The organism is Streptomyces sp. NPDC002265 (assembly GCF_040296125.1).
Taxonomy (GTDB): Bacteria; Actinomycetota; Actinomycetes; order Streptomycetales; family Streptomycetaceae; genus Streptomyces.
Map to the genome: position 1 here is coordinate 19,953 of NZ_JBEOWS010000066.1, position 12,739 is coordinate 32,691.

Consider the following 12,739-nt stretch of genomic DNA (forward strand, 5'->3'; position numbering starts at 1 on the left):
GCTGGCTGCCGGGGTTGCGCCCTTCCACAGCGCCACGACCCGCCGGCGTCGTTCGTGGCGGCGATTCTCGGCGATCTGCGGACTCTCGTCGAAGTCACTGCCCAGAGGCCATGGGAGGCCGCTGACTTTGGTGAGGAACCGCCATTTCTCCTTCGTTCAGGTCACCTGTGACTCGCAGCGATACCTGGTCACTTGCAGCCGTGGAGAGTCACTCCCGAGGCGGCATCGAGCGATGAGTTCCTCTGCGCAGAGCGGTCTTCTTGAGCGGACGTGCTTGTGAGGCGTCGGTAGAGGCGCCGCCCAGTCCTCGGATCGTGGGCACGTACGAACTCGACCGGGCTTGATGACGGGTGAGGAGACGCCTGCGTGAGCGACATTGTGATCCAGAAGATCGTCCGGCCTGAGCGCGCAGTATCGGGCTCGTGGCTGGAGGTGGTCGCCTCGAATCTCGATTACCACCGAGCGACCTTCTTGTGGAAGTGCGAGGGACTCTCGGATGAACAACTGCGGCTACGTCCTGTGCGGTCGTCGGCGTTGACCCTGCTGGGGCTCATGCGCCATCTGCAGGGCGTTGAACGTGCCTGGTTCCAGCGGACGTTGGCCGACACGACGCCTCGCTTCTTTCCCTATCTGACCTACGTCACCGCTGACGGTGGCGAGTGGTACGACGAGTCGGACGCTACGTCGGCCAGGGACGTCTACGAGGACTACCTCAAGGCATGCGAGGAGTCGCGGCAGGTATTCGCGAGGGTGACCGTCGACCTCGCGCGCATCGTGCCGAACCCGGAATTCGGTGACACCGATGTGCGGTTCATCCTTGAGCACGTGATCGAGGAGTACGCCCGCCACGTCGGCCATGCGGATCTCCTGCGCGAGGCCATCGATGGCGTCACTGGCGAATAGCCGAGCGATGCACCCCAGGAAGCATGCCCGTGCACAGCATGCGGCGGATCGCAACCGTACTGGCCAGCTGGAACTCATGCGCAGTGCAACGGGCTTCAGGCCGGTGGTGAAGCGAATCCCATGGTCGCGACGCAGAGCGTCGCGGATTCAGGTCCGGCGGAGCCGGACACTGCAGCTCTTCGGGCTATGGCGCGGAGCGTCGGCAGGGCTGATCCCGGCGAAGCCGGGCGGTGCTCGTACCGACCGGTGTTCTCCTGTCCGATGTCCCTCTCAGGCTCCCTGGTATCCGTCTCGGATGCGGCCCTGAAGGCAGTCACCGACGAGAACTGCGCCTGGGTGTGAATGCGGCCGCTGCCGGCAGACCCGGTAGGACCGTGGCCTACGAAAGGCTGTCCCGTAAAGGGTGTTGCCGCAGAGGCATACTGGGGCTCGTATCGAATTCGGAAGGGGAGAGAGTGCCTGAGCTGCGGTGCGAAGCGGTTCGATGGGTGAGGGACGAGCCGTTTCCCGGCATTGTCGAGGTTCAGTTCGTTGACGCTGCTGGTCACCGCTGGTCCTTGATCGACAAGGCGCGGTCTTCGCGCGGTTCGCTGAGCTGACTTCCGAGGCTGTCTACCCGGTGGAGACTGCGGTGGCGTGCCTGGTCCTTGCCGAAGCCGACCAGACCTCCGTCGACGAGCTTGTGACGGTCTCCCTCTCGCCTGACGGAGTGGCAACGCCGGACGGACGGGACGTGTTCACGGTGAGCCCAAGCCAGCTCATCCGGTGAGGGCCAGGTTGTGGAGCCGGGCGAGGCCGAGCATGGCCTGGTGAACGCCGATGCCCTTGAGCCTCTTGAGGCACACCTCGCGTTCTTACGCCGTCAAGCCGGCCGGTTGTGAGGGCCGGGTGTCCCGTCTCGACGATGGTGGTTGCCGCATGCCGCATGCCCCATGCCGCTGACGTGTGTGGAGTGGATGGAGTGAGACGCGTGGACTTTGTTCGTCGAGACGGACCGTTGGTTATGACGGCAGGGGCGGTTCGGGTTTGCGGGCCAGGAAGGTGGCGATCGTCCTCTTCATGCCTTCGCCGGGCTCTTGCAGCAGTTGCGAGGTGACGACGAGTCCGGCGTGGTCCAGCAGCGCGGTGATCCGGTCCGGCGGTTGCAGGTGGGACTCGAAGGACACCGGATGGCCGCCGTATGCCTGCGTCGGACGCAGATGCACGTTGTCGCCCACGTAGCCGGCCAACATCAGATGGCCGCCGGGTGCGAGCGTGCGATGGAATTCGGCGAACACCACGGGCAACAGCTGCGGCGGCGTGTGGTGGGTGGAGTAGTAGGCCAGGATGCCGCCGAGCTCGTTGTCCTGGATTGCCAGCGCGGTCATCGACCCGACTGAGAAACTCAGGCTCGGGTAGGCCCGCCGGGCCAGTTCGATCATCTTCGGGGACAGGTCTATGCCGAAGGGGCGCACACCCAGGTCTGCCAGATGCGCCGTGACTTTGCCGGGTCCGCATCCCAGGTCTGCGACCGGCCCGCGGTCAGCCGCCCGTACGACTTCGGCGAACGCGGCCAGCATCGCGCGTGACAGCGGATCCAACTCCGCCGGTTTCTTGACGAGTTGCGCGTAGTCGGCGGCGACGGTGTCGTACGACTCCCGGACCGCGGCAAGGTAGGAGGGCTCGGTCACGCGGGAGACTTTAGGGGAGGGTACTGACAACCAGAGCGTGGGTGTGCAGAGCGGTGGTGGGTTCGGCAGCGGTAGGAGGGAGGGACCCGTTCGCCGTCGTGCCAGTGAAGCCGGAACGGCTGCGATCAAGTCCCCGCCATACTCGGGTCGAAGTCCGTCAGCAGCCGGTCCCGCTTCGGCCACGACTCGAAGCCGGTGCCGCCCGGTCGTGGCCGCCCGGTACCCAACGTCCTCGGCCGGAACTCCTTCCAACTCCCCGACCTGCCCGGCGGGCTCCGGCCCCTGTGCGACCAGCACGCCACCAACGACAGTAAGAGGCCCCCGTTCCGGCAGCCGGGGCGGCGATCACTTTCCTTCGGCGCGCGCGACCTTCGCCGCGGCGCACTGGGCACAGGTGGCGAAACCGCACTGTGCGGTCCGGCCGCCGGGTTCTGCGCCCGGGCGGACTGCACCCGCGAGGCCGCGGCCGCGGGCACCCCCTGCTTAGCTGCTGGTGGAGCTATCAACGGGATTCCCCATGCCAGGAAGCCCCGTCGTGCGTGATGTGCCGGTGCGGCAGAATCGCGGGTTCAGCTCAGTTCCAGCACGCCCACCGTTTGATCTCCGCTGGTCTCTCCGGTTGGGCGGAAGCCGAGTGCCCGATAGAAGCCTGTTGGGCCGTCCGCTCCGGGATGCCAGGTGGTCGTCAGGCGCATGCCTCCTCGGCGCCGGATCTCGCTGGCCACGGACTGCACTGCGAAGCGTCCGTAGCCTCGGCCCTGCTTTCCATCTGCGATGTTGAGCCGCCAGAGTCCTGAGCGGAAGTCGGTGCCCTTGCCGGTCCAGTCGATGTCGAAGAAGGCCATAAGGAACCCGACGACCTCGTCGTCGTCGCAGATGAGCCGAGGCCATGCGACTCCGGGGTGGACGTATGCCTCGGCGAGCGACTTCACCACGGGTGCCACTAGGTGTTGCTGGTCGGGGCGGACTCTCAGGTTGATAGCGCTCTCGAAGTTGTCAGGGGTGATCTCTTGCAGGTGCAGCGAAATCGGCATGTCCGCACTCTAGGGAGGTACTGCAAGTGATTTTCGGAACGTGCTGGCCATGCTCAACCGAGAGGCCGGTGCTTCTTGGTCCAGTCGTCGCGGCGGGGCCCCTTCGGGGTCCTCGCGGGGCTGTGCGTCAGCGGCGCGTGTTGCCCGGTGCGAGAGTCGCGCCGGGCCGGTGTCCGGGTACACGTCGCGCGAGCTGACGATCTTTCCCTGGCCGGGACGGCGCTGGGTGACGAACACCGGCCCGCGGGCGCGGGCGCGTGGACCTCGCTGCCCCGTCAGCCGCCCACCAGGGCCGACGAACGCATGGCGCACGATCTGACAAGGATGTTCCTCAGGCTCCGTGTCCCGTGTGACTGAAGGTTGGGCGGTTTCATCGACGCGTGTGCCGGGTGCTGCTGAAAGTTGCAGGTGGGGGTGGGGGTCGGTGCAGGGCCCTCGGCGGTGGCGGGGATTTGGGCTGTCGTAGCCTCGCGGTTTGTGAGATCGATACGTTCGTGGTGGGACCGTGCGCGGGACAGGCGTGACGGGGTGCAGGTGGCCCCATCGCAGTGGGCGGTCCTGGACCGGGTCGCGGATCTGTACGCGGCAGGCGAGTTCGTGGAAGCCGAGGCCGAGGCGAGGGCTCTTGCGGCCGCGCCGCGCGTGCGGGGCGGTGACCCGTGGCTCGTGCCGTGGCTGGCGACGTTCTGGGCCTGCGCGGCAGCCATCGCACACGGGCGGGGTGCGCAGGTGCTGCCCGAGCTGGAAGCCATGATCGAGGCGGCGGCGCACATGGACGGCGGGCTGTACCTGCGGGGGAAACTGCTCGAGGTCCAGTCGGACCGTGTCCTGGTCCTCGTCCAGCAGGACCGGTGTGCAGAGGCTGAGGCCGAGGCGCTGGACATCCTGCGCGCCATCACCCGTCTCGCGTATTTCACCGAGGTGTGGCAGAGCGAACTGGAGACATTGGCCTACCTGGCTGGCGCCGTGAACGGACAGGGCCGCCACGAAGAGGCGGAAGCCATCGCCCGCGGGAACCTGCCGCGAGCGGACGAGCCCACGGCTGCGGTCTTGCAACGTGTCCTGGTGGACAGCCTGAATGGGCAGGGCCGGTACGAGGAGGCGCTGGCTGAGGTCCGCCGGCTTGCACCGCTGGGCCGCGCCGGTAGTGGAGCTGCAGACCTTGCCACGGCAACCGCCCTGCACGGCCTGGGCCGTCGCGGCGAGGCGGAAGCCGCCGCCCGCTCGGCACTGGCCGCCTGCGAGCAGTTCCTCCATCCGGACCACCCTCGCATCCGGGATGCCCGCATGCTGCTGACCCGCATCACCGCCAAGGACCCGGACTCTGCATGAGATGCCGCACGATCGGGGACGGTGACGGGCCGTACGCAGGGCAGTACCGGCCGTTCGCGCCGCCTGCGTAACTCGCCGCTCAGTCCCTGGTGAGTGGTGGGAAGCCGTGACCACGGGAGACGGTTGGCGATCGTGTTGGAGTCGTAACAAGAGCCGGGTTCCGCATCGGCGGTTTCGCAACATAGCCTCCTCTCCACTGTGGCCCTGCACCCCGGTGCGGGGCCGCTCTTGTATCCCCCTGCGACGGATATCCCGTGGCCGCTTCGGTGGCTGCGGCGGCTTGCGGCTCCTCGGTGCCGATCGAGCACGTTGCTCTGCGACCGGACGGACGTTTGTGTGCCGGACGCACCTCACTGCATTGGAGGGCAGCGGCCATGACCACGCTCGACACCACCATGACCGCTGAGCATGACTCCTGCGCAGCTGGCACGTGCCTCAGCCGGGAAGTCAGCGGCAGCTTTTTCCCGGGACAAGACAGGCCGGTGCGGATCACGAACGCCCTGAGCGCCGGTCGTCGCGTGCCCGTGCTGGCAGTCGCAGGCGGCACCGCCTCGGGCAAGTCGACCCTCGCGGAAGCGTTCGTGCTCCACCGGCCCGGGGCTGTGGCCCTGGTCCACCTCGACGATTTCTACGTGCCCGCGCACGATCCACAGCGCGGGATGCGCACGCTGAGCGCCACGGGTGCCGAAACGCTGGACTGGAACCATCCCGGTTCCATCGACGAGGACGCAGCGGCTGCCGCGGTCGACGCAGCGGCTGCCAGCGGCCGCTACCGCCTGGTCGTGGTCGAGGGTCTGTTCGCCCTCACTCTTGCCAAAATCGCTGATCAGGCCACCTGGAGGATCTACGTCGACGCGCCCGATGACGTGCGCCTGGCCAGGAAGCTGTTGCGCAAGATCGAGATTCAGCGCCAGGACCCGGCGATCTCTCTGCGCAACTACCTGAACAGCGGCCGCGAACGTCATACGGACTTCGTCGCCCCCTCCCGGGCCCGGGCGGATCTCGTACTCGATGGGATGATGCCGACGGCGGACCTGTTGACCGCGGTCGACAACCTGGTCGGCCCGCATCTTGCGGCCGCCCGCTGATCCACAGGATGGATGTGGGGCTCGGCAGCTTTTCCCTGTTGCTGATCGCCAGGCGTGCTGCGTGGTCCGGTCAAGGTGCCGGCCCAGTGTACGAACGCCTGCTTCGACAAGGGTCGTCGCTTCGGCTGACCCGTACTTCGCACGGCTGCCGACCCGTCCCCTGGATCAGGGGACGGGCCGCCGTACGTTCCGGCATTGCGCCCTGGGTCCAGGTCGGCAGGCGCTTTTTGCCCGTGCCTGCGGAAGTTTTCCGGCGTAGGAGAAGGTTTCCCTTCTCCCGCCGCTGAGCCCGACACCTCTCGGAGCCGGTCGCGCTTCGATGATCGGGTCCATGGTGGCCAGGTCACGCCTCGCCGGTGTCCCCCCAGGGACGCAGCCGGTTGTCGGTGCATCCGTGGTTTCTGGGCGGGGGCGGGCCGTTTGTGCCATGGGCGCCGCATTGGTGTGCTGTGGTTCTTGAGCCGGTGGCGGGGGAGTGGCCATCAGCACCGTCGGCGAGTTTCGGGAATGACGGCGGGCATCCTCATGTTCCAAAGCGCAGATCCTGATGAACCGGGTCATCAGGGACATGGATGTGTCCGGCAGTGCGCCTGGCGTCGCGTCGGCGGTGAGGGACCGGTCGGAGGCCGGTCGGCTCTCGGTGATCGGTGATCGGTGACCCGTGGCGCTTGCGGCGGGGCCGCCGGTGGGCTGCCGGTCCGGCCTGGAACCGTACGGCGCTGGTGATGCAGCTCACCTCGGTCGGGTCTTGCTTCATGTGAATGAAATCGTTTCCAATCTTTCCTGCGTAGTCGGTGTAATCGATTACAGATATCCACGAGGAGGTGGAGCGGCGATGGCGAGCATCAAGGATGTGGCTGTTGCGGCGGGAGTGTCCGTGGCGACGGTCTCCCGGGTCCTGAACGACCATCCGTCGGTCAGCCCGACGGCACGCGAGCGTGTGCTGGCCGCCGTCGGGGAGCTGGGCTACCGCCCGAACGCCGTCGCGCGGTCCCTGCGCACCGACCGGACCCGCACCCTGGGCCTGGTCATCAGCGACGTGCTGAACCCCTACTTCACCGAGCTGGCCCGCTTCGTCGAGGAAGAAGCCCGTGCGCTCGGCTACAGCGTGATCATCGGCAACGCCGACGAGCGGCCCGGCCTGCAGGACCATCACGTGCGGACCCTGCTGGACCGGCGCATCGACGGCCTGCTTGTCTCGCCCACCGACGGCTGCTCCCCGCTGATGCTGGAGGTGGCGCGGGCGGGCACACCGATGGTCTTCGTGGACCGGTGGATCCCGGGTGTCGACGTGCCGGTGGTGCGTTCCGACGGGCAGGCCGCCATCGAAGCCCTGGTCGCGCATCTGTACGGGCTCGGGCATCGCAGGCTCGCAATCATCGCGGGGCCTGCCGCGACCACGACGGGCCGCGAGCGGATCGGCGCCTTCCGTGATGCGCTCGCCGCCTACGACCTTCCCCTGCCCGACGCCTACATCGGGCAGGGCGACTTCCAGGCCGAGAGCGGACGGCGGGCGACCGAGGGCTTCCTCGATCTGCCCGAACCGCCGGAGGTCGTCTTCGCCGCCGACAATCTGATGGCGCTCGGCGCGCTGGACGCCATCCGGGCCCGCGGTCTGCGTGTTCCGCACGACATCGCGCTCGCCGCGTTCGACGACATCCCGTGGTTCGTGCACACCGATCCGCCGATCACCGCCATTGCCCAGCCCACGGGCGAGCTGGGGCGCGCCGCGGTGCGGGCGCTGATCGACCGCATCGAGGGACGGACCCCTGAGTCCGTCACTCTGCCCGCCCGTCTCGTCGTACGCCGCTCGTGTGGCGAGTCCCCCGCAACGAACAGGAGCCAGCCGTGAGCGACCGGGAAGAGTTGCTGCGCATCGAGGGCATACGGAAGTCCTTCCCCGGGGTGGTCGCGCTCGACGGCGTCGACTTCGACCTGCGCCGGGGCGAGGTGCACGTGCTGCTCGGCGAGAACGGTGCCGGCAAGAGCACGCTCATCAAGATGCTTTCGGGTGCGAACACACCTGATGCCGGCCGGATTCTGGTCGACGGCGAAGAGGTACGTATCCACGGCGCGCAGGACGCCGAGCGTCTCGGAATCGCGACGATCTACCAGGAGTTCAACCTCGTACCCGACCTGACGGTCGCGGAGAACATTTTCCTGGGCCGTCAGCCGCGCCGTTTCGGGATGGTCGACCGCAAGGCCATGGAGGCCGCGGCCGCCACGCTTCTGGAGCGCGTGGGAGTGCAGGTCTCGCCCCGCGCCCGGGTGCGCGAACTGGGCATCGCCCGGCTGCAGATGGTGGAGATCGCCAAGGCTCTCAGCCTGAACGCGCGGGTGCTCATCATGGACGAGCCGACCGCTGTCCTGACCTCCGAGGAGGTCGAGAAGCTCTTCGCGATCGTGCGCAGCCTGCGCGAGGACGGCGTGGGCATCGTCTTCATCACTCATCACCTGGACGAGATCGCCGCGTTGGGCGACCGCGTGACGGTGATCCGTGACGGCAAGAGCGTCGGGCAGGTTCCGGGGAGCACGCCCGAGGAAGAACTCGTACGGCTGATGGTGGGCCGCTCCATCGAGCAGCAGTACCCGCGTGAGCGTGTGGCCGCGGGTCCTGCCCTGCTCTCGGTGGAGGGGCTGGCACGTGACGGTGTCTTCCACGACATCGGATTCGAGGTGCACGCCGGAGAGGTCGTCGGCATCGCGGGCCTGGTCGGCGCGGGCCGTACCGAGGTGGTACGCGCCGTGTTCGGGGCCGATCCCTACGACCAGGGGAGCGTGAAGGTCTCCGGCAGCGTGCTGCGCCGGCACGACGTCAGTGCGGCCATGGCGGCCGGGATCGGGCTCGTGCCCGAGGACCGCAAGGGCCAGGGGCTGGTGCTGGACGCGTCGGTGGAGGAGAACCTCGGCCTGGTGACCATGCGTGCCGCCACGCGCGCGGGCCTCGTCGACCGCAGGAGCCAGCACGAGGCGGCCGCGCGGATCGCAGGGCAGCTGGGCGTACGGATGGCCGGACTCGGCCAGCACGTACGGACGTTGTCGGGTGGCAACCAGCAGAAGGTCGTCATCGGCAAGTGGCTGCTCGCCGACACCAAGGTACTGATCCTCGACGAGCCGACGCGCGGTATCGACGTCGGCGCGAAGGTCGAGATCTACCAGCTCATCAACGAACTGACCGCCGCGGGCGCGGCCGTCCTGATGATCTCCAGCGACCTGCCCGAGGTGCTCGGCATGAGCGACCGGGTGCTGGTCATGGCCCAGGGCCGGATCGCGGGCGAACTCGCGGCCGACGAGGCCACCCAGGACGCCGTGATGGCGCTCGCCGTCAGCAACCCCACAATCGAAACGGAGGCCCGTCGTGGCCACTGAAACGCTCAAGCGCGAGGCGGGCGCTTCCGGCGCCACGAGCGGCCTGCGCCGCGTCCTGCTCGACAACGGCGCGCTCACCGCGCTCATCGTCCTCGTCATCGTCCTGTCGGCACTGTCCGGCGACTTCCTGACCACGGACAACCTGCTCAACGTAGGTGTCCAGGCGGCCGTGACGGCGATCCTCGCCTTCGGTGTCACCTTCGTGATCGTCGCGGCCGGCATCGACCTCTCGGTCGGCTCGGTGGCAGCCCTGTCGTCGACCGTGCTCGCCTGGAGTGCCACCTCGCACGGCGTACCCGTCGTCCTGGCCCTCCTGCTCTCCATCGCCACCGGCATCGCGGCCGGCCTGGTCAACGGCTTCCTCATCGCCTACGGCAAGTTGCCCCCGTTCATCGCGACACTCGCCATGCTGTCCGTGGCCCGCGGCCTGTCACTGGTGATCTCCGGCGGTGTGCCCATCCCCTTCCCGTCCTCCGTCTCCCACCTCGGCGACACCCTCGGCAACTGGCTTCCGGTGCCGGTGCTGGTCATGGTCGTGATGGGACTGATAGCCGCCTTCATCCTCGGCCGCACCTACATCGGCCGCTCGATGTACGCCATCGGCGGCAACGAGGAGGCCGCGCGCCTGTCGGGCCTGCGGGTGAACAAGCAGAAGCTCGCCATCTACGCACTGTCCGGACTCTTCGCGGCGGCTGCGGGCATCGTGCTGGCCTCCCGGCTGTCCTCCGCCCAGCCGCAGGCCGCCAACGGCTACGAACTCGACGCGATCGCCGCGGTCGTCATCGGCGGCGCCTCACTCGCGGGCGGCACCGGCAAGGCGTCCGGCACCCTGATCGGCGCGCTGATCCTCGCCGTGCTGCGCAACGGCCTCAACCTCCTGTCGGTGTCCGCCTTCTGGCAGCAGGTCGTCATCGGCGTCGTCATCGCGCTCGCGGTGCTCCTGGACACGGTGCGCCGCAAGGCCGGTGCGACCCCCGTCGCCGCCGGCACGGGCGGTGGCAAGGGCCGTCAGGCGGGCACATACGCGCTGGCTGCTGCGGTCACCGTCGCGCTGGTGGGCGCCACCAGCTTCCTGCACAGCGGTTCCTCCGGCAGCACCCCGAAGGTCGGCCTGTCGCTGTCCACCCTCAACAACCCCTTCTTCGTGCAGATCCGCTCGGGCGCGCAGGCCGAGGCGAAGAAGCTCGGCGTGGACCTGACGGTCACCGACGCCCAGAACGACGCCTCCCAGCAGGCCAACCAGCTGCAGAACTTCACCAGCTCGGGCTTCAGCGCGATCATCGTCAACCCGGTGGACTCCGACGCCGCGAGCAACTCCGTGAAGGCCGCCGGCAAGGCGAACATCCCCGTCGTCGCCGTCGACCGGGGCGTCAACAAGGCGTCCGTGGCCACACTCGTGGCCTCTGACAACGTCGCGGGCGGCGAGCTGTCCGCCAAGGCGCTCGCCGAGAAGCTCGGCGGCAAGGGCAAGATCGTGATCCTCCAGGGCCAGGCCGGCACCTCCGCCGCTCGCGAGCGTGCGGCCGGCTTCGCCAAGGGCCTGAAAGCCTACCCGGGCATCCAGGTCGTCGCCCAGCAGCCGGCCGACTTCGACCGCACCAAGGGCCTGGACGTGATGTCCAACCTGCTCCAGGCTCACCCCGACGTCCAGGGTGTGATCGCCGCCAACGACGAGATGGCCCTCGGCGCCATCAAGGCACTCGGTTCCAAGGCCGGCACATCGGTCCAGGTCCTGGGCTTCGACGGGACCCCGGACGGTCTGAACGCGGTCAAGAACGGCACGCTCTACGCCTCCGTCGCCCAGCAGCCCAGCCAGCTCGGCCGGATCGCCGTCGACAACGCGCTCAAGGCCGTGCAGGACCAGAAGGTCCAGGATGCGGTGAAGGTGCCGGTCAAGGTCGTCACCCAGCAGAACGTCGCCGGCTTCCACGGCTGACACGGCGCTTGGCCGGGGCGGGTGCCACCGCACTGACACGGTGGCATCCGCCCCGGCCTCCTAGCGAGAAGGTCTTCCTCATGTACGACTTCGACCTCACGGTCGTGGGATCCGCCAACGCCGACCTCGTGATCGACGTCGAGCGCCGGCCGGCCGCCGGAGAGACGGTGCTCGGCTCCGACCTGGCCGTCCACCCTGGCGGCAAAGGCGCCAACCAGGCGGTTGCCGCCGCTCGCCTGGGCGCCCGCACTGCCTTGCTGGCCCGCGTCGGTGACGACGCGCACGGTCGTCTGCTGCTGGACTCCCAGCGTGCCGCAGGCGTCGACACGGCGCAGGTGCTGGTGGGCAAAGCCCCGACCGGCGTCGCGCTGATCACCGTGGACCCGTCCGGCGACAACAGCATCGTGGTCTCGCCGGGAGCCAACGCACACCTCACACCCGAGGACGTCAGGGCCGCGGCCGCTCTGCTCGGCGCCTCCAAGGTGGTCTCCGCCCAGCTGGAGATCCCGCTGGAGACGGTGGTGGAGGTGGTGCGCCAGCTGGCACCCGGAACCCGTTTCGTGCTCAATCCCTCGCCCCCGGTGCCCCTGCCCGACGAAGTCCTCGCGGCAGCCGATCCACTGATCGTCAACGAACACGAGGCCGGAGTCATTCTCGGCGACGGTGCCGCAGGCGACACCCCCGAGCAGTGGGCGAAGGCGCTTCTCGAGCGCGGCCCGCGTTCGGTCGTCGTCACCCTGGGCGGAGAGGGAGCCCTGGTGGCGACCCGCGACGCCACCACCCGCATTGCCGCGGTCAGCGTCGACGCGGTGGACACCACCGGGGCCGGCGACGCTTTCACCGCGGCGCTGGGCTACGGCCTCGGCGCCGGAGCGACGCTGGAGGCAGCCGCCGCCTATGCGGCCCGCGTCGGCGCACTGGCCGTCACCCGCCGTGGAGCCCAGGACTCGTACCCCACCGCCGAGGAGGTCGACACGCTGTGAAGAAGACAGGAATCCTCAACCGCCATCTCGCAGGCGAACTGGCCGCGCTGGGCCACACCCATCAGGTGCTGGTGTGCGATGCGGGCATGCCGATACCCAAGGGCCCACGCGTGGTGGACCTGGCGTTCCGGGCCGGAATCCCGTCCTTCGCCGACGTGCTGGAGGGCCTGCTGTCCGAGCTCGTCATCGAGGGAGCGACGGCGGCCGAGGAGATCCGGACCGCCAATCCCGCGGCGGCCACACTGCTCGACGGACACTTCCCCGACCTGGCACTCGTCCCGCACGAACGCCTGAAGGAACTATCGGCACAGGCGCAGCTGATCGTCCGCACGGGCGAGGCCCGCCCGTACGCCAACGTCCTGCTGCGATGTGGGGTCTTCTTCTGACACCATCCTGCGCACGTCACTGGTCGGAGTGACTGTGA

At 68.5% G+C, this 12,739-nt stretch carries 10 protein-coding genes; 8 read left to right on the forward strand and 2 right to left on the reverse strand.

From position 1 onward, the window contains the following. The first annotated feature begins 390 nt into the window (after positions 1-390). On the forward strand, positions 391-903 hold the full coding sequence (locus tag ABT085_RS14700) for a DinB family protein (protein ID WP_502982729.1): 513 nt from the start codon (positions 391-393) through the stop codon (positions 901-903). Positions 904-1,904: 1,001 nt separating this feature from the next. On the opposite strand, the gene ABT085_RS14705 is transcribed toward ABT085_RS14700, so the two are convergent. Continuing rightward, complete coding sequence (locus ABT085_RS14705) at positions 1,905-2,573, reverse strand: class I SAM-dependent methyltransferase (RefSeq protein ID WP_351606454.1); 669 nt, start codon at positions 2,571-2,573, stop codon at positions 1,905-1,907. Between the two features lie 569 nt (positions 2,574-3,142). Further along, the gene (locus ABT085_RS14710; protein ID WP_351606456.1) at positions 3,143-3,607 is read right to left on the reverse strand and encodes a GNAT family N-acetyltransferase; all 465 of its coding nucleotides are present in this window, start codon (positions 3,605-3,607) and stop codon (positions 3,143-3,145) included. A 534-nt stretch (positions 3,608-4,141) separates the two neighbouring features. Here ABT085_RS14710 and ABT085_RS14720 point away from each other — a divergent pair. The 7 genes from ABT085_RS14720 to rbsD all read left to right on the forward strand — a co-directional run bounded on the left by ABT085_RS14720 (position 4,142) and on the right by rbsD (position 12,701). After that, the gene (locus ABT085_RS14720) at positions 4,142-4,939 is read left to right on the forward strand and encodes a hypothetical protein (protein WP_351606459.1); all 798 of its coding nucleotides are present in this window, start codon (positions 4,142-4,144) and stop codon (positions 4,937-4,939) included. 374 nt (positions 4,940-5,313) lie between these two features. Further along, a complete protein-coding gene (locus tag ABT085_RS14725) occupies positions 5,314-6,027 on the forward strand; it encodes a uridine kinase family protein (protein ID WP_351606461.1) in 714 nt (237 codons plus the stop codon). An 835-nt stretch (positions 6,028-6,862) separates the two neighbouring features. After that, on the forward strand, positions 6,863-7,879 hold the full coding sequence (locus tag ABT085_RS14730; protein WP_351606462.1) for a LacI family DNA-binding transcriptional regulator: 1,017 nt from the start codon (positions 6,863-6,865) through the stop codon (positions 7,877-7,879). Then, positions 7,876-9,396: a sugar ABC transporter ATP-binding protein gene (locus tag ABT085_RS14735; RefSeq protein ID WP_351606465.1), complete on the forward strand. Its 1,521-nt coding sequence runs from the start codon at positions 7,876-7,878 to the stop codon at positions 9,394-9,396. The genes ABT085_RS14730 and ABT085_RS14735 overlap by 4 nt, the downstream gene beginning before the upstream one ends. Further along, positions 9,386-11,332: an ABC transporter permease/substrate-binding protein gene (locus ABT085_RS14740; protein ID WP_351606468.1), complete on the forward strand. Its 1,947-nt coding sequence runs from the start codon at positions 9,386-9,388 to the stop codon at positions 11,330-11,332. The genes ABT085_RS14735 and ABT085_RS14740 overlap by 11 nt, the downstream gene beginning before the upstream one ends. Before the next feature lie 80 nt (positions 11,333-11,412). Then, positions 11,413-12,315 carry a ribokinase gene (locus tag ABT085_RS14745; protein WP_351606470.1) on the forward strand — a complete coding sequence of 301 codons (903 nt, stop codon included), beginning with the start codon at positions 11,413-11,415 and terminating at the stop codon, positions 12,313-12,315. Next, a complete protein-coding gene (gene rbsD, locus ABT085_RS14750) occupies positions 12,312-12,701 on the forward strand; it encodes a D-ribose pyranase (protein ID WP_351606473.1) in 390 nt (129 codons plus the stop codon). Before ABT085_RS14745 ends, rbsD begins: the two co-directional genes overlap by 4 nt. Positions 12,702-12,739 lie beyond the last annotated feature (38 nt).

Bases quoted from the DNA above. Each gene is read 5' to 3' on its own strand.
- ABT085_RS14725 (WP_351606461.1), top strand. From the start codon at position 5,314: ATGACCACGCTCGACACCACCATGACCGCTGAGCATGACTCCTGCGCA.
- ABT085_RS14730 (WP_351606462.1), top strand. From the start codon at position 6,863: ATGGCGAGCATCAAGGATGTGGCTGTTGCGGCGGGAGTGTCCGTGGCG.
- ABT085_RS14745 (WP_351606470.1), top strand. From the start codon at position 11,413: ATGTACGACTTCGACCTCACGGTCGTGGGATCCGCCAACGCCGACCTC.
- ABT085_RS14710 (WP_351606456.1), bottom strand. From the start codon at position 3,607: ATGCCGATTTCGCTGCACCTGCAAGAGATCACCCCTGACAACTTCGAG.